Consider the following 16,827-nt stretch of genomic DNA (forward strand, 5'->3'; position numbering starts at 1 on the left):
AATGGGGCCGCGCTCGCCGCAAACCTCTGACGCGGCCTTCGCCCAGGCCGCCCTGAGGACCAACGAAGTGGAATGCGGTCATCTCCGAGAAGAGCGTCAAGGTCAGCGCGCCAATCTGCACGAACCTCCGGTATACGTGCAATGCAGAAGAGGCGATCCGCCACGACGTCTCGCGGGTGCCGGACTCCCGCCCCGATCACCTCCCGCGGGCCCGCGGCCCCTGGCCCGGCGACGTGATCCTGATCCGCTCACCCTCGGCGGGCAGAGCTTCCAGGCCCTGAACGGCGACGTGGCGGCCGATGACGGCACGGCCGCTGCGATCAAGGTTGCCTGCGTGGATCGGGCAGCGTCGACTGGCTCCGGATCGGGCGCCGGGCGGAGGGCGGTTCCCATATCCCGTGGGGCTGGCTGCGCGACCGCTGGGGTGTGCCCTGGCCGATCGTTCCGGCGATCCCGCCTGGGCCGGTCGGGTCTTCACCGCCATGCAGTCCCTGGTAAAGGCGACGTCGCCGCCCTCCAGCGCGCGGCAGAAGGAACGGATTAAAACCGGGGGCGCCGCAAAAATGACGGAATCCTCGCGGGCCGTGGAACCACTCTCCATGCTTACGCTTGTATAGCAAAGGTTACGGCATAGGTAAGGGACCCAACATGAAGACCTTGGCGACTGCCCTCGCAGGCTTACTCGGTGTCTGCGTTCTCTCCACGAGCCCTGTTGCGGCGGCTCCCTATGATCCGTTCGGCACGAATGCCGGCGAGGATTACTACGCGTCCGATCCGGCCTACGGCTACGGCCGCGCGACCGACGATCCGTACGGCTACCCGGCCACCGCCGGCCAGGGCTACCAGGCGGCGCCCCAGGCGCAGGTCGCCCCGATCCCGCGCGAGATCGTGGCCTTCGACGGCAACTACAAGCCGGGCACGATCGTGGTCTCCACGGCCGAGCGGCGCCTCTACTTCGTGATGCCGAATGGCGAAGCGATCCGCTATGGCGTCGGCGTCGGCCGTCCGGGCTTCACCTGGTCGGGCGTCAAGACGGTGACGGCGAAGAAGGAATGGCCGTCGTGGACGCCCCCGGCCGCGATGATCGCCCGTCGCCCCGACCTGCCGCGTTACATGGCGGGTGGCGTCGAGAACCCCCTGGGCGCCCGCGCCATGTACATCGGCAACACCGAATACCGCATTCACGGCTCCAACGAGCCGGATACCATCGGTCAGGCCGTGTCGTCGGGCTGCATCCGGATGACCAACGAGGACGTCACCGACCTCTACGAGCGTGTGAAGGTCGGCGCCAAGGTCGTCGTTCTGAACTGATTTCCCGCGACAGGGACGATCACGCGAAGGCCGCGCCATCCGGAAGGATGACGCGGCCTTCGGCGTTCCGGGCGTCGGATCGTCGACCGCTCACGGGACCACGCGCCCGACCGCGGTCTGCGGTGGGCTGAAGGGCGCGATCGGCATGTCGCAGAAGCAGCGCGCACCGAGGGGGCGCGGACCCGGCAGCGGGCAGGAATAGGGCTGGTAGCCGGTCAGGCCCGACTGCACCGCATCGCAGTTCAGGCCGACCTCGCGACGGGGCGGCAGGCGGCGCTCGTCATAGGCGCGGCGCGGCGGCGGCCTGTCGTAGCCGTCGTCATCATATTGCGCGCTGGCGCCCTTTGCCGCGAAAAGCCCGGCGAGGACCGTGAGGATCAGACTGCCTCGGGTGATACGTCGCATGGTCATACGCCCTCGTTGACAGCGCCGGCCCGGAACACTCGGGCAAGCGCGGCGACAGGGTTAGGAGACCCGCCCGTGGCGGGCAAGTCGGGTTCGCGACGGTTCGCATCGCAGCCGGTGCCGCTCTGCACGCCCGGGCTCGAACGCGAACAGCCCGCTTGGCCGAAGGGCGAAGCGGGCTGCGAGGCGGAAGCCGCGAGGGCTTCGCGGAGCGAGACTTAGGAGTTGGTGGCGTTCCGCATGGCCTGCTCGGCATCGCTGCCGGCCTTGCGAGCGGCTTCGGAACCCTGCTCCATCGCCTTGCGGGCGTGCTCGGCGCCCTCCTGCATGGCGCCCTTGGCCTTCTCGGCGCTCTGCTGCATCGCCGACTGGGCGAGGCCGCCGAATTCCTTGGCCTGGGCCTGGATGGCGGCGAACTGGCTGCGAACGAACTCGGCCTGATGCTGCATCGCTTCCTGCAGGTCGCGGGAGCGGACGAGCTTCTGGGCGAGGTCGAACGCCGCCGTCACGTTCTGCTCGGCGAATTCGAAGCCGCGGGCGGACACGTCCTGGGCGTTGGTGCGCGCCATCTCGGCGGAGCCCTGCACGGTGTCGGCGGTGCGGCGGGCGGCGCTGATGAAGGTGTCGAACGCCTTGCGGGCCTGATCGACGCTCTTCTCGGCGAAATCGCGCATCTCGGCGGGAACCTCGTAATTCGGGGTGCTGTTCATTATCCTCTCCTCGATCTCGTTGTTGATGGCGCGTTGTGCACTGCACAATAGCACAGCGCCGGCCCTATGCCACCCTGCTCGGGCGCATTAAGGTTGACAACAGGTAAACGTGCGGCGGCCCCTCTCGTGGCTTATGGAGAGGCGGTGACGCGGTAAAAAGGACGTCACGTTCCAAGATTCGTCACGCGAAACAGGTGCGGATGTTCGAGAGTGGAGCCTCAGGGCCTGGCGGGAATGACGACGGGGCGATTCAGGCGGCTCTGCGTCGATGCGCGGATGATTCGCGCCTCGGCCCCAGCCTGAGCGATTCGAAGACGGCGGTTCTGCTCCTTGATGCGGACGGGACGCGCATCCTGCACGCGTCGCCGCGGGCCGCGAATCTGCGGGACGGCATCAGCGGAGCGGACGGCCGCGTCGACGCGGGGCTCAGGCTCGGCGAGCAGATCGCGCAGGCTCGCCTGCGAAAGGACCAGCCGGTGCTCATGCGCCTGCATCTCGATGCCCGGCGCCTGGCACCGCCGGTCCTGGTCAGCGTGATGCGCATTGCCCTCGCCGAGTCGCGCGACGCGGTCGTGCTCCTCGCGAACTCACCGCTCCCGATGCGTCTGCAGGCTCTCCGCGGGCGCCGCGCACCCGGTGTGCCGGCCGTCGACACGGCTGCGATCGCCGAGCCGGACGCGGCGGAGCACACGGGCGCGCCGGTCGCGAGCGAACCCGTCGTGGAGACGGGGGAGCCGATCGTCGCCCGGCAGCGCTTCACCTGGGAAAGCGACGCGGCGGGGACGATCCTCCAGGTTTCGTCGGCGGCCGGACCGGGCTTGCGCCGGCGCCTTGAGGGGCGGAGCTGGCAGGCGCTGGCGGATGCGGACATCCTGCGCGATGCCGGCGGCCTTCTCGCCGCCCTCGATCTTGGGCGGACCTTCCGGGCGATCCCGCTGACGTTGATCGCGGCGGATGGCGCCCTCTGCGATCTCGAAATGTCCGGCGCTCCGAAGAGCCGGGCCGGATCGGGATGTCGCGGCTTCGGGCAGATCCGGTCGATCACAGGTCCCGTCGCGGCGCCGCCGGCACCGACGGTCGCGGCGGCGCCCGCCCAGGCGACGACCGCGGACGCGGTCGTGCCCGACGCGCCCGCGGCCTCGCATACCGAGGCCGATGTGCCGGTCGAGCCGGCGGTCGATTCCGGCGATCCGCATCTCTCGAGCCACGAGCACGCGGCGTTCCGCGAGATCGCACGGGCCCTCGGTGCCCGGTTCGCGGGCGACGATCGTTCGGACAGGGAGGCCGAGCCCAGCCTTCCCTGCGCGGTGATGCCGTTTCCGGTTCCGTTCGCGCGGTCGGCCGACGACCTGTCGCCCGACGCCTCCATGGTGGCGACCCTGGAGCGCATCCCCTCCGGCGTCTTGGTCTATCGCGACGACACCGTGCTGTTTGCCAACCAGACCCTCCTCCGCCTCGTCGGGTACGCGACGCGGGAGGATCTGACGGCGGCCGGTGGGATCGGACACCTGTTCGGTGGCCTCGATCCCCAGGCCCGACCGGCGGGTGAGGCACCCTTGGTGCTGACGACCCGGGACGGCGGACGGGTCAGCGTCCTGATCGAGCATTCCGCCCTCGATTGGGCCGGCCGACCGGCCCACCTCCTGCTCGCCCGCGATGCCGAGCCGAGCGAGGAAGCCCGCGCCGCGACGGCGACCGCGATCGCCCAGGATTTCGCCGCCCGCCATAGCGTGGATGCCCGCGCGGTCCTCGATGCGCTGGAGGACGGCATCGTGCTGCTCGACCACCAGGCCCGCATCCTCTCCCTGAACCGCCGGACCGCCGAGACCTTCGGGCTCGATCCGCGCGAGGTGGTGGGCGCGAGCTTCCTTGGCCTGTTCGCCTCGGAGCATGCCGTCGATCTGCTGGCACGCCTGCATGCCGAGCCGGGCTCAATGGTGCGGGACGAGGTGCCGGTGGCGGTGCGCGGCACGGGACGGCGCCTTCGGGTGAAGGTGCTGCCGCTCTCGGGGGACGCGGAGGAACGTGTCTGCGCCGTGATCCGCGACGAGGCCGCAGCCGCCGACCGGAGCGGGGCCGACCTGCGGAGTTCGATCGCGGCACGGGAGGCGATCTCGCAGCAGGCCGAGCTCCTGGCTCAGGTCGCTCAGACCCTTCAGGCGCCGGTCAAGCAGATGCTCGATTCGCTCGGGGGCCTCGTCGACGAGACCGTCGGTCCCGTGGGGTCGGAGCGTTACCGCGTATCCCTCCGGGAGGTGCACGCCTCGGGCGCGCGCCTGCTGGATCTCCTCACGGATCTACTGGACCTGGCGCGGATCGAGGCCGGGAAGATCGACCGCGTCGTCGCGGACATCGCGCTGAACGACGTGGTGACGCACTGCGTCACCCTCCTCCACCCGGAGGCCGTCCGCCGGCGCATCGTCCTGCGCACCAGCTTCTCCACCGACCTGCCGGTTCTCTCGGCCGACGAGCGTTTCGTGCGCCAGGCGACCATGAACGTCATCGCGAACGCCATCGCGCTGACCGAGGCCGGCGGACAGGTCATCGTGTCGACGTCGCTCGCGGATCGCGGGGAGATCGCCCTGCGCATCCGCGATACCGGGGTCGGGATGACGGCGGCTGAGATGGAGGGCGCCCTGCATCCCTTCCGGTCGGGCTCCCGGGTCGAACCATCCCGCGGTACCGGACTCGGGCTGCCGCTGACCAAGGCCCTGACCGAGGCCAATCACGGTCGCTTCCGCATCTCCAGCCGGAAGGACGAGGGAACCCTGGTGGAGATGCTCTTCCCCGTACCGGGGGCGACGAAACGGGCCTGACACCGGGCCGGGGTCGCTGCAACCGGCCCACGCAGCGCGCGTTGGATTCACAGCGGAGAGGAGCCCTCCCCTGCCATGGAGACGATGATGCGTGCGTTGACGTTGATCGCCGGTCTGGCGATCGGTCTGCCGGGGGTGGCCCTGGCCCAACAGAGTGGCACCGAGCCGAATCTAGGATCGGCCGGCCAGTTCCGGAATATCACTTCGACCGGCGTGACCAAGCCTCCAGGCCGGGCGGCCGCCCCCGAAGAGGATCGCGTGTCGGACACCACCCGCAAGCAGCGCGCCATCGACAAGAAGGTCGAGACCGGCATCTGCATTGGGTGCAACTGACGAGTGTTCAGACAAAAGACCGGTCCTGTCCCGCACCGCGCCATATGGGTGCTTGCGGGGAATATCTCGTTGAGCCTATGACGGTATTTGGAAGACCCGGCTGCGTGAACAGTCGCGATACGATCGGGCACCGATAGGGACAACGCGATGGACGAGAAGGTAGTCGAAGTGCGTTCGACGTGGAGCGAGGGCGCCCACGTCGACAACGCGAAGTACCTGGCCATGTACGAGGCCTCTGTCGCCGATCCAGAGCGGTTCTGGAGCGAGCACGGCAAGCGCATCGACTGGATGACACCCTTCACGAAAGTGAAGAACACGAGTTTCGAGCCCGGTCACATCTCGATCAAGTGGTTCGAGGACGGGCGGACGAACGTCGCTTACAATTGCATCGACCGCCACCTCGCGTCGCGGGGCGATCAGGTCGCGATCATCTGGGAAGGTGACGACCCGAGCGAGTCCAAGCACATCACCTATCGCCAGCTTCATTCTGAAGTCGGCAAGATGGCCAACGTCCTGCGCAATCGTGGCGTGTCCAAGGGTGACCGGGTCACGATTTACCTGCCGATGATCCCCGAGGCTGCCTACGCGATGCTCGCCTGCGCCCGCCTCGGCGCCATCCACTCCATCGTGTTCGGCGGCTTCTCGCCGGATTCGCTGGCCGGGCGCATCGAGGGCTGCGCCTCGAAGATGGTCATCACGGCGGACGAGGGCCTGCGCGGCGGCCGCAAGGTGCCGCTTAAGGCCAATGTGGATTCCGCCATCGCGCGCCTGCCCCAGGACAGCGTCGACCACGTGGTCGTGGTGCGCCGCACCGGGTCGTCGATCGCCATGGAGCCCGGCCGCGACGTCTATTACGACGAGGCCGCCGCCCAGGTCACCGACGAATGCCCGGCCGAGCCGGTGGAGGCCGAGCACCCGCTCTTCATCCTCTACACTTCGGGGTCGACCGGTCAGCCGAAGGGCGTCGTCCACACCACCGGCGGCTACCTCGTCTACGCCTCGATGACGCACCAGTACGTCTTCGATTACCGCGAGGGCGAGGTCTATTGGTGCACGGCCGATGTCGGCTGGGTCACGGGCCACTCCTACATCGTCTACGGGCCCCTCGCGAACGGCGCGACGACCCTGATGTTCGAAGGAATCCCGACCTATCCGTCGAACTCCCGCTTCTGGGAGGTTGTCGACAAGCACAAGGTCAACATCTTCTACACTGCCCCGACGGCGATCCGCTCGCTCATGGGCGGTGGCGAAGGCCCGGTGAAGAAGACCTCCCGCGCGTCCCTGCGCGTCCTCGGCTCGGTCGGCGAACCGATCAATCCGGAGGCCTGGGACTGGTACTACAAGGTCGTGGGCGATTCCCGCTGCCCCATCGTCGACACCTGGTGGCAGACCGAGACCGGCGGCATCCTGATCACGCCCCTGCCGGGCGCGACCAAGCTGAAGCCCGGCTCAGCGACGCGGCCGTTCTTCGGTGTCCAGCCCATCGTGGTCGATGCCGAGGGCAAGACGCTGGACGGGCCGTGCGAGGGCAACCTCTGCATCAAGGATTCCTGGCCCGGCCAGATGCGTACGGTCTACGGCGACCACGAGCGCTTCGAGCAGACTTACTTCTCGACCTATCCGGGCAACTACTTCACCGGCGACGGCTGCCGCCGCGACGCGGACGGCTATTACTGGATTACCGGCCGCGTCGACGACGTCATCAACGTCTCGGGCCACCGGATGGGCACGGCGGAGGTGGAATCCTCCCTCGTCGCGCACCCGAAGGTCTCAGAGGCGGCGGTCGTCGGGTATCCCCACAATCTCAAGGGCCAGGGCATCTACGCCTACGTCACCCTGATGGAGGGCGAGGAGGGCTCGGAGGAACTGCGCAAGGAACTCGTGACCTGGGTCCGCAAGGAGATCGGTCCGATCGCCTCGCCGGATCTGATCCAGTTCGCGCCGGGCCTGCCGAAAACCCGCTCGGGCAAGATCATGCGCCGCATCCTGCGCAAGATCGCCGAGGACGAGTTCTCCTCGCTGGGTGACACCTCGACGCTCGCCGAGCCGGCGGTGGTCGACGACCTCATCGAGAATCGTCAGAACCGGACGCACTGAGCGCCCCGTTCTCTTCGATCGCGCGGATACGGCAACCCCGTGTCCGCGCAATTTGCTGCGCCGACAATTCACACGCCTTCAATCCGGAAGCCGCCCTGACAAGAGGCGGATCCCTGGGAGAAAATCGTCATGGCCGATCTGGAGACTGCGCGGATCGCGCAGAGCCCGCACTTCAAGGAACTGGTCCACGAGCGGACACGCTTCGGCTGGACCCTCACCATCATCATGCTGCTGATCTATTTCGGCTTCATCGGCTTGATCGCCTTCGACAAGGCGCTGCTCGCCGTCAAGATCGGCGGCGGCACCGCCTCCCTCGGCCTCGTCCTCGGCGTCGCCGTGATCGTGCTCGCCTTCATCCTCACCGGCATCTACGTCCAGCGCGCCAACGGCCGCTTCGACCAGCTGACCGCTGCCCTCAAGCGGGATCTCGGCCGATGATCCGCGCGAAGCATCCCCTCGTCCTCGGCACCGCTCTGGCGGCCCTGGCGGTGACGGCGGCCTACGCGGCGGGCCCCGATCTCGGCGCGGTCAAGCAGTCGGCGACGAACTGGCCGGCCATCGGCATGTTCGCGTTCTTCGTGCTGTTCACCCTCGGCATCACTTACAAGGCCGCTAAGGGCACCAAGTCGGCGGCCGATTTCTATGCCGCCGGCGGCGGCATCTCGGCCGGCACCAACTCCCTGGCCATCGCGGGCGACTACATGTCCGCCGCCTCGTTCCTGGGCATCTCGGGCCTGGTCTACACCTCGGGCTTCGACGGCCTGATCTACTCCACTGGCTTCCTCGTCGGCTGGCCGATCGTGCTGTTCCTGATCGCGGAGCGCCTGCGCAACCTCGGCAAGTTCACCTTCGCGGACGTCGCCTCCTTCCGCCTCGACCAGACCTCGATCCGCATCATATCGGCCACCGGCACGCTGGTGGTGGTGGCGTTCTACCTGATCGCCCAGATGGTCGGCGCGGGGAAGCTGATCCAGCTCCTGTTCGGCCTGCCCTACCTCTACGCGGTCATCATCGTCGGCGTGCTGATGATCGTCTACGTGGCCTTCGGCGGCATGAAGGCGACCACCTGGGTGCAGGTGATCAAGGCCTGCCTGCTGCTGGGCGGGGCGACCTTCATGGCCGGCGCCGTGCTGTACAAGTACGGCTTCAACCCCGAGACCCTGTTCGCCGCTGCCGTCGCCACCCACCCCAAGGGTGACGCGATCATGGCGCCGGGCGGCCTCGTCAACAATCCGATCGAGGCGATCTCGCTGGGTGTCGGCCTGATGTTCGGCACGGCCGGCCTGCCGCACATCCTGATGCGCTTCTTCACGGTGTCGGACGCCCAGGCGGCGCGCAAGTCGGTGTTCTATGCCACCGGCCTGATCGGCTACTTCTACATCCTCACCTTCATCATCGGTTTCGGCGGTATCGCCCTGCTGATGTCCGACCCGGCCTACTTCTCCCTCGACGCGGCCGGCGCCTTCGACAAGCTCAAGGGCATGATCGGCGGCACCAACATGGTGGCGGTGAACCTCGCCAACGCGGTGGGCGGCCCGTACTTCCTGGGCTTCATCTCGGCCGTGGCCTTCGCGACCATCCTGGCGGTGGTGGCGGGCCTGACGCTCGCCGGCGCCTCGGCGGTCAGCCACGACCTTTACGCTCAGGTGATCGCCCGCGGGCGCACCAACGAGGCGGCGGAGGTCCGGCTTTCCAAGATCGCCGCCGTCGTCATCGGCATCGTGGCGATCTATCTCGGCTACGTTTTCGAGAACCAGAACGTCGCCTTCATGGTCGGCCTCGCCTTCTCGGTGGCGGCCAGCTGCAACTTCCCGGTCCTGACCATGTCGATCCTGTGGAAGGGCACCACCACCTGGGGTGCCCTCATCGGCGGCCTCGTCGGCCTCGTCGCGGCGGTCGGGATGGTGGTGCTGTCGAAGGCAGTCTGGGTGACGACCTTCGGCAATCCCGTGGCGATCTTCCCCTACGACAACCCGGCCCTGTTCTCGATGCCGCTGGCCTTCCTGACGATCTTCCTCGTCTCGAAGCTCGACAACACCCGGCGGGCGAAAGCCGAGCGCGCACTGTTCGACGCGCAGTTCGTTCGCTCCGAGACGGGAATCGGTGCCGACGGCGCCCACGCGCACTAGCCGCCGCTGACGCAAACGAAGGCCACTCGAGGGGGGCGCGACGCGAGTCGCGCCCCTCTTCGTTTCCGGGCCGGACTTTAATCCCGGCCAAAGACAAAAAAACTTCGCGGACGGCTAAAAAAATATCTGGATTCGATCTCTCGCGGTCGTCGGGGGACTTGGGCGAAAACGTGGCATGGCCTAGCATCGAGCCGCGGGTCCTCAGACTTAGGCTCAGGCGAGCCGCGGGCTGAACAGTCCGGGCAGCTTTTGCCGCAATGCTGCGGTCGCCGCAGGGTCCAACACGTCACGGGCGGACTACGCCTGGGCAAAACAAGACTTGGAGAAACGTCCCATGGTTGCGTCCAGCGCAATTCCCGTCAGCGATTCGGCCACACGGCCGATGAGCGCCGGCGAGAAGAAAGTCATCCTAGCCTCTTCCCTCGGTACCGTCTTCGAGTGGTACGATTTCTACCTTTATGGATCGCTCGCGACGATCATCGGAGCGCAGTTCTTCTCGGCCTACCCGGAAGCGACGCGGAACATTTTTGCGCTGCTGGCCTTCGCGGCGGGCTTCCTGGTCCGGCCCTTCGGCGCCCTGGTGTTCGGCCGGCTCGGCGATATGGTCGGGCGCAAGCACACCTTCCTCATCACCATCCTCATCATGGGCATCTCGACCTTCTGCGTCGGCCTGCTGCCCTCCTACGACACCCTGAACGGCTACGGCATCGGCTGGGTCGCCCCGGTGACGCTGCTGGCGCTGCGCATGCTGCAGGGCCTGGCTCTGGGCGGCGAGTACGGTGGCGCCGCCGTCTACGTGGCCGAGCACGCGCCCCGCGGCCGCCGCGGCTTCTACACCGCCTTCATCCAGACGACGGCGACGCTGGGCCTGCTGCTCTCGCTGGTCATCATCCTGTCGACGCAGGGCTACGTGAACGGCGCCTACGCGCCCACCGTCACCACGGCCGCCGACGGCACCCAGACCACCATCACGGCCTTCCAGGCCTGGGGCTGGCGCATCCCGTTCCTCGTCTCCTGCGTGCTGCTCGGCATCTCCGTCTGGATTCGCCTGCAGATGAACGAGAGCCCAGCCTTCAAGAAGATGAAGGAAGAGGGCACCCACTCGAAGGCGCCGCTCTCGGAGGCTTTCGGCCAGTGGCGCAACGCCAAGTGGGCGCTGCTCGCGCTCCTCGGCCTCACCGCGGGTCAGGCCGTGGTCTGGTACGCCGGTCAGTTCTACGCCCTGTTCTTCCTCCAGAGCATTCTCAAGGTCGACCAGTTCACCGCCAACGTGCTGATCGCCTGGTCGCTGCTTCTCGCCACCGGCGGCTTCCTGTTCTTCGGCGCGCTTTCCGACAAGATCGGGCGCAAGCCGGTGATCCTCGGCGGCTGCCTGATCGCGGCGCTGACCTACTTCCCGCTGTTCGAGCAGCTCACCGCCAACGCCAACCCGGCGCTTTACCAGGCGCAGTCCACGGTGCCGGTGGTGGTCAAGACCAACCCGGACGAGTGCTCGTTCCAGTTCAATCCGGTGGGCACCGCCAAGTTCACCAAGGAGTGCGACGTCGCCAAGGCGCTGCTCGCCCGTTCGGCCGTGAACTACACCACCGAGCCGGTCGCCGCGGGCGCGGCGACCATCGTGACCATCGCGGGCAAGGACTTCCCCGTCGCCGACCCGGCCTTCGCCAAGTCGGTTCCCGCCGCCCTGACCGCCGCCGGCTACCCGGCGCCCGCCGGCAACGCCACCATCGTGAAGGTCGCCAACCCGATCGACATCTTCACGGGCCAGAAGCTCATCGTCATCGGCATCCTGACGATCCTCGTCCTCTACGTGACGATGGTCTACGGCCCGATCGCGGCGGCCCTGGTGGAGCTGTTCCCGACCCGCATCCGCTACACCTCGATGTCGCTGCCCTATCACATCGGCAACGGCTGGTTCGGCGGCCTGCTGCCGGCCACCTCCTTTGCCATCGTCGCCCAGACCGGCAACATCTATAACGGCCTGTGGTACCCGATCGCGATCGCGGCGATGACCTTCGTCATCGGCCTCCTCTTCATCCCGGAGACCAAGGACCGCGACATCTTCACCTACGACGAGAACCCGGTCCGCTGAGGCCGGCTCTCCCCAGAGGGGCCCCGCCGCGAGGCGGGGCCCTTTTCGTTTCAGGTGGCTTGAGGCTCAGGCGTCGTCAGGAAGTCGGTGACCAGCAGGGCGTGGTCGGCGATGCTCTGGCGGGCATACGCCATGGCGAAGTCGGCGACCGCCTCGTCGAAGGCGGATCCCTTGCCGAGATAGCCGGCGATCATCGCGGCATCGCCCGAGCGGGCATGGGCGCGGGCGAGGGTCGTGCCGCAGAGCCGGGCGTAGGGCTTGGCCCCGCTCTCGGCGAGGATCTCCGCCACCGCCGACAGCTTCCGGTTCTTCAGCTGGCGCACGTAGTAGCAGCGGCCGCTCGCGTCGGAGACCGTCGTGCCGAGGAAGAGATCGCTCGCCGCCTGCATGATCCGCTGGCCGTCGATGACCCGCTGGCCCTCCGAGGCGACGCTGAAGGGCTTGAGCGCGAGCTGGCCGATCACGGACGGGCGGGCTTCCTTGATCTGCAGGAACAGCGGGGCGCCGTCCGCGTCGCTGTAGATCCCGACGGTGCAGACCAGCCCCACCGAGCCGATGCCGACGACCTTGAAGGCGACGTCGCGCTGCGCGTAGCGCGAGAGGAGGGTCCAGCGGTCGGCGGTGAGGCTGTGCGGGTAGGCGAGCAGGGCCGCCGCCGCGTCGCGCACCGCCTCGGTGAGGCCGCGGGGCCCCTCGTGGAAGATGATCGGCGCCTTGTCGGCGATGCGCCACTCCACCGGGTCCGTCTCGTGCGGGGCCACCGCGAGGGTGGGCACGTCGCCGCGGCTGAGGCCATCGGCATTCTCGGTCCCGGCCTCGGACAGGAGGCGCCGGCAGAGGTCGCCGTCGCCGAGGCGCCCGACCTCGTGGTCGAGGTCGATCCGGCTGTGCCAGATCGCCAGGGGCGAGAGGGCCGCGAGCTCGCGCATGTGTTCGCGATAGGCCCGGACGCCGGCCCGCGCCGCACGGCGCGCCTTGTCCGCGCCGTGCGGCAGGGCGGCCAGGGCGATGCTGGCGGCGAGGCGCTTCACGTCGACGGTGAAGTCGACGTTCCACAGGGTCTCGTCGAAATCGTTGATGTCGAACAGCGTCTGCCCCTCGGGGCTGCGGTAGACGCCGAAATTGCCGATGTGGCAGTCGCCGCAGGCCTGAACCGGGATGCCCGGCACCGGTACGCCCTCGAGGTCCGCCGCCATCACGGCGGCGGCCCCGCGCAGGAAGGCGAACGGGTCGGCCCGCATCCGCTCGCGGCGCAGGGGCACGAGCTCGGCGAGCCGGCCGGTTTCCCCGGCCTCGAGGATCGCGAGGGGATCGCGCTGCGGTGCGGGCCGCCAGTCGGCGTGCGACTCCCGCGAGACCTGCTCGCGCAGGCGCTTGCCCGCCGCCCGGCGCTCGTCGCGGCGGCTGGATTGGTGCGTATGAGTCATGGGATCGGGCCTCGTGGACTCGAAGAAGCGTAGCCGTTCCCAGCCGCCCGGGCGAGGCGTCAGTGCCGGAAATGGCGGTGGCCGGTGAACACCATGGCGAGACCCGCCGCGTCGGCGGCCTTGATCACGTCGGCGTCGCGCATCGAGCCGCCCGGCTGGATCACCGCCGTGGCGCCGGCTTCCGCTGCCGCGATCAGCCCATCGGCGAAGGGGAAGAAGGCGTCGGACGCGACCACTGAGCCCTTGGCCAGGCTCTCGGTCGCGCCGAGGCGCTTGGCGCCCTCGGCGGCCTTCCAGGCGGCGATGCGCGCGGAATCCACCCGCGACATCTGTCCGGCTCCGATGCCGACCGTCGCGCCGTCGCGCGCATACACGATGGCGTTCGACTTGACGTGCTTCGCGACCCGGTAGGCGAAGCGCAGGTCGGCGTATTCGCGCTCCGACGGCGCGCGCTGCGTGACGACCGTCAGCGGCATGTCGTCGACCACCGCGGCGTCGCGGGCCTGGACCAGGAGGCCGCCCGCGAGGGTCTTCACGGTCTCGCCGGCCCCGCGCGGATCGGGCAGGCCGTCGGCCAGGAGGAGGCGCAGGTTCTTCTTGCCCGCGACGATCGCGATCGCCTCGGCGGAGGCGTCCGGTGCGATGATCACTTCGGTGAAGATCTCGACGATCCGGCGCGCGGCCTCGGCATCCAGGGGGCGGTTCAGGGCGACGATGCCGCCGAAGGCGGATGTCGGATCGCAGCTGAGGGCACGCTCGTAGGCTTCGACGAGGCTCGCGCCCTCGGCCACGCCGCAGGGATTGGCATGCTTGATGATCGCCACCGCCGCCGAGCGCGCCGGGTCGAACTCGGCCACGCATTCGTAGGCCGCGTCGGTGTCGTTGAGGTTGTTGTAGGACAGGTCCTTCCCCTGGAGCTGGCGCGCCGTGGCGACGCCCGGGCGCGGCAGGCCGGGAGACCGGTAGAAGGCCGCGCTCTGGTGGGGATTCTCACCGTAGCGCAGGGGCTGGGCGAGGCTGCCGCCGAAAGCCCGATAGGTGGGCGTCGCCGCGCTTTCGATTTGGCCGGCGAGCCAGTTGGCGATGGCCGCATCGTAGGTCGCCGTGCGGGCGTAGGCCTTCTGGGCGAGGCGGCGGCGGGTCTGCGCGTGCAGGCTGCCGGCATTCGCCTCCAGCTCGGCGAGGAGATCGGCGTAGTCCGCGACGTCCACCACGACCGCGACGTCGGCGTGGTTCTTCGAGGCGGCGCGGATCATTGCCGGGCCGCCGATGTCGATGTTCTCGACGCAGTCGTCGTAGGCGGCGCCCTTCGCCACGGTCGCCTCGAACGGGTAGAGGTTGACCACCAGGAGATCGATGGCGCGGATCCCGTGCGCCGCCAGGGCGGCCTGATGCTCGGGGTTGTCGCGCACCGCCAGCAGGCCCCCGTGGACGCCGGGATGCAGGGTCTTCACCCGCCCGTCCATCATCTCGGGAAAGCCGGTCAGGTCGGCGACCTCGGTGACCGGGAGTCCGGCCTCGCGCAGAGCCTTGTGCGTCCCGCCCGTGGACACGAGCGCGATGCCGAGGCGGTCGAGGGCGGTGGCGAACGCGACGAGGCCGTCCTTGTCCGAGACGGAGAGGAGTGCGCGGGTGACCCGCACCTGGTCATGCGACATGGCGTTGCGTCCGGAGGCAAGCGACGAGAAACTGAGCGGCGCCTACCATGAAATTGTGCGCTGCGGCCAGTCGTCCCCTCAGCCCTGGCGCGCCGGAACCCGGGCGAAGCCCCAACGGATGCGGGTGTCGTCCGCGACCGGCAGGTAGAGGACGATCTGGTCGGTGCGCCGGGCGCCGGTGATCCCCGCGAAGTAGACGCTCTCCTCCAGGGCCACGGGCACGCCCTCGGCACCGAAATGCCAGATTTCGCCGATCGGCGAGGTCAGTTCGAGGCGGCCGTCGTCGAGACCGCGTGCGGCGATCGCCGGATGGAGGTGGAAGCGCACCGCCACCTCCTGCGGCCGATGCCGGGCCTTGCCCCGCTTGCCGGCCGGCGGACGCAGGAAGGCGTCCTCGCCTTCGAGGACGTTGCCGTTGCTCGCCAGGCGCCAGCGTCGTTCGTGGACGATGCCGAGATCGCCCGCATAGCCGTCGTGGCGCGCCGCCAGGATGGTGGCGCCCTCCTCCGTCGTCCGCTCGGACTTCACGTCGCGCGGGCCGCGCAGGATCACGGGTCCGATCCGGTGCGAGAGCCAGGTCACGGCCCAGCGCTCGTACCAGGCTCCCCCCCCGACGAGGAAGCGGCAGGACGAGGTGTCGCCGACCGTCGCGGTGGAATGGGCGGCGGTGCTGCGGGCGAGACGGCGCAACTCGGGTCCGCTCGCGGGCAGGCCGCAATTGACGACGATGCGCTGGGGGCCGCTCGACATCTCGAAGGACAGGCACCCTGCCCCGGCGTTGATGGAATCGGGCAGCGGCGGCGGCGCGCCGACATCGGCGACGACGAGGACCCGCCCGCCCTCCAGGCGCTCGTAGCCGGAATTCGGCGCGTGCATCATCGGTTGGGCCAGGGCGCCGTCGTAGACCAGCAGGGTGGCCAGGTGGTCGGCCGCCGTGGCGCCCATGCCGTTGAAGTGGCTCAGCGACGCATCGGGGTGCCGGAGCAGGCGCAGGAGCGGCAGCATGCGGTCGATGGCGTGCAGGAGCGCTTCCGGCGGGTCGATGCTGCGCGACAGGAAGCTCTGGCGTAGGGGCAGCAGGTCGAGGAGCAGTTCCATGGCGAAGCGCGGATCGCGGCTGCGATGGCCGCCGTCGCGCAGGATCTGTCGCTCGAGTTCCCGCACCAGGATGCGGGTCGAGCGGCGCAGGATCGCCTGGATGCCGTCGCAGCACAGGCCCGCGTAGCAGAGCGCCACCGCCGCCAGCAGGCGGTTTTGCGGGGAGATGCTCCGGCGCAGGTCGCTCTCGAGGTCGCGGGCCGTTTTGCCGAGGGCCTTTAGGAAAGCCTGGTAGAAGGCGTGGTCGGCCCCCTCCAGGACGAGCGGCGACTGGCACAGGAAGGAGATCAGCCGGCGGGCGGCGACCGGCGTCGGCCGGGCGAGGGCCGCGTCGCCCCGGCCGGCGATGAAATCGGCCACGAAGGCGCGGGCATTGGCGCGGGCCAGGGCCGTATCCGCCGCGCGCAGGTGGCGCAGCCAGCCGAAGCCGTAGAGGATGTCGGCCCATTCCGGAGAGGGCGGTGCGTAGTCGAAGGGCGAGCGACCGCTCACAGACAGGGAGCGCCCGGCGAAGACGAACAGGCCGGCATAGATGTCGTCGGCGAAGGTCGCGTCGCTGGTGCGTAGGTCGTGCGGTGCGATGACGAGCGCTGTGACGCGGGCGCGGGCCAGAATATCGGGTCGGCCGGTGACCCGGGCATAGGTGTCGCGCACCGAGCGCGCGACTTCGCGTCCGATCAGCCGATAGAAGCGCCAGCGATCAGTCCCCCAACGCACGCGCTCTCCTCTTCAGGGGGCACAGCCGCGGGCT

13 protein-coding genes are annotated in these 16,827 nt (G+C 68.9%); 7 read left to right on the plus strand and 6 right to left on the minus strand.

Annotated elements, in window-relative coordinates:
• Positions 1-648 precede the first annotated feature (648 nt).
• Positions 649-1,311 (plus strand): L,D-transpeptidase, encoded by a 663-nt coding sequence (locus tag ASG63_RS22790; RefSeq protein ID WP_056222332.1) that lies wholly within the window; start codon positions 649-651, stop codon positions 1,309-1,311.
• Positions 1,312-1,401: 90 nt separating this feature from the next.
• Here the strand turns inward: ASG63_RS22790 and ASG63_RS22795 are convergent, their stop codons facing one another.
• From ASG63_RS22795 to ASG63_RS25745, 3 genes are all read right to left on the minus strand, one after another.
• Complete coding sequence (locus tag ASG63_RS22795; protein WP_056222941.1) at positions 1,402-1,716, minus strand: hypothetical protein; 315 nt, start codon at positions 1,714-1,716, stop codon at positions 1,402-1,404.
• A 218-nt stretch (positions 1,717-1,934) separates the two neighbouring features.
• Positions 1,935-2,426: a phasin gene (locus ASG63_RS22800; protein WP_056222335.1), complete on the minus strand. Its 492-nt coding sequence runs from the start codon at positions 2,424-2,426 to the stop codon at positions 1,935-1,937.
• A gap of 218 nt (positions 2,427-2,644) precedes the next feature.
• Complete coding sequence (locus tag ASG63_RS25745; protein WP_156394320.1) at positions 2,645-2,920, minus strand: hypothetical protein; 276 nt, start codon at positions 2,918-2,920, stop codon at positions 2,645-2,647.
• On the opposite strand from ASG63_RS25745, the gene ASG63_RS22805 reads away from it, so the two are divergent.
• From ASG63_RS22805 to ASG63_RS22830, 6 genes are all read left to right on the plus strand, one after another.
• Positions 2,909-5,242, plus strand: a complete 2,334-nt coding sequence (locus ASG63_RS22805) for an ATP-binding protein (RefSeq protein WP_156394321.1) — start codon at positions 2,909-2,911, stop codon at positions 5,240-5,242. The two genes, ASG63_RS25745 and ASG63_RS22805, sit on opposite strands and share 12 nt — an antisense overlap.
• A gap of 75 nt (positions 5,243-5,317) precedes the next feature.
• Positions 5,318-5,575: a hypothetical protein gene (locus ASG63_RS22810; RefSeq protein WP_056222342.1), complete on the plus strand. Its 258-nt coding sequence runs from the start codon at positions 5,318-5,320 to the stop codon at positions 5,573-5,575.
• A 147-nt stretch (positions 5,576-5,722) separates the two neighbouring features.
• Entirely contained in the window at positions 5,723-7,672 is a 1,950-nt protein-coding gene (gene acs / locus ASG63_RS22815; protein ID WP_056222345.1) for an acetate--CoA ligase, read from the plus strand.
• Between the two features lie 129 nt (positions 7,673-7,801).
• Positions 7,802-8,110 carry a DUF485 domain-containing protein gene (locus ASG63_RS22820; RefSeq protein WP_056222348.1) on the plus strand — a complete coding sequence of 103 codons (309 nt, stop codon included), beginning with the start codon at positions 7,802-7,804 and terminating at the stop codon, positions 8,108-8,110.
• On the plus strand, positions 8,107-9,801 hold the full coding sequence (locus ASG63_RS22825; RefSeq protein WP_056222351.1) for a cation acetate symporter: 1,695 nt from the start codon (positions 8,107-8,109) through the stop codon (positions 9,799-9,801). The genes ASG63_RS22820 and ASG63_RS22825 overlap by 4 nt, the downstream gene beginning before the upstream one ends.
• A 334-nt stretch (positions 9,802-10,135) precedes the next feature.
• Positions 10,136-11,893 carry an MFS transporter gene (locus ASG63_RS22830; RefSeq protein WP_056222354.1) on the plus strand — a complete coding sequence of 586 codons (1,758 nt, stop codon included), beginning with the start codon at positions 10,136-10,138 and terminating at the stop codon, positions 11,891-11,893.
• 50 nt (positions 11,894-11,943) lie between these two features.
• Here ASG63_RS22830 and ASG63_RS22835 read toward each other — a convergent pair whose 3' ends face one another.
• The 3 genes from ASG63_RS22835 to ASG63_RS22845 all read right to left on the minus strand — a co-directional run bounded on the left by ASG63_RS22835 (position 11,944) and on the right by ASG63_RS22845 (position 16,793).
• On the minus strand, positions 11,944-13,320 hold the full coding sequence (locus ASG63_RS22835) for a DUF2252 domain-containing protein (protein WP_056222357.1): 1,377 nt from the start codon (positions 13,318-13,320) through the stop codon (positions 11,944-11,946).
• A 59-nt stretch (positions 13,321-13,379) separates the two neighbouring features.
• Positions 13,380-14,978, minus strand: a complete 1,599-nt coding sequence (purH, locus tag ASG63_RS22840) for a bifunctional phosphoribosylaminoimidazolecarboxamide formyltransferase/IMP cyclohydrolase (protein ID WP_056222360.1) — start codon at positions 14,976-14,978, stop codon at positions 13,380-13,382.
• A gap of 78 nt (positions 14,979-15,056) precedes the next feature.
• Entirely contained in the window at positions 15,057-16,793 is a 1,737-nt protein-coding gene (locus ASG63_RS22845) for a heparinase II/III family protein (RefSeq protein ID WP_056222371.1), read from the minus strand.
• Positions 16,794-16,827: the final 34 nt, after the last annotated feature.

The sequence above is a fragment of the Methylobacterium sp. Leaf94 genome (assembly GCF_001426045.1).
In the GTDB taxonomy this organism is placed as follows: Bacteria; Pseudomonadota; Alphaproteobacteria; order Rhizobiales; family Beijerinckiaceae; genus Methylobacterium.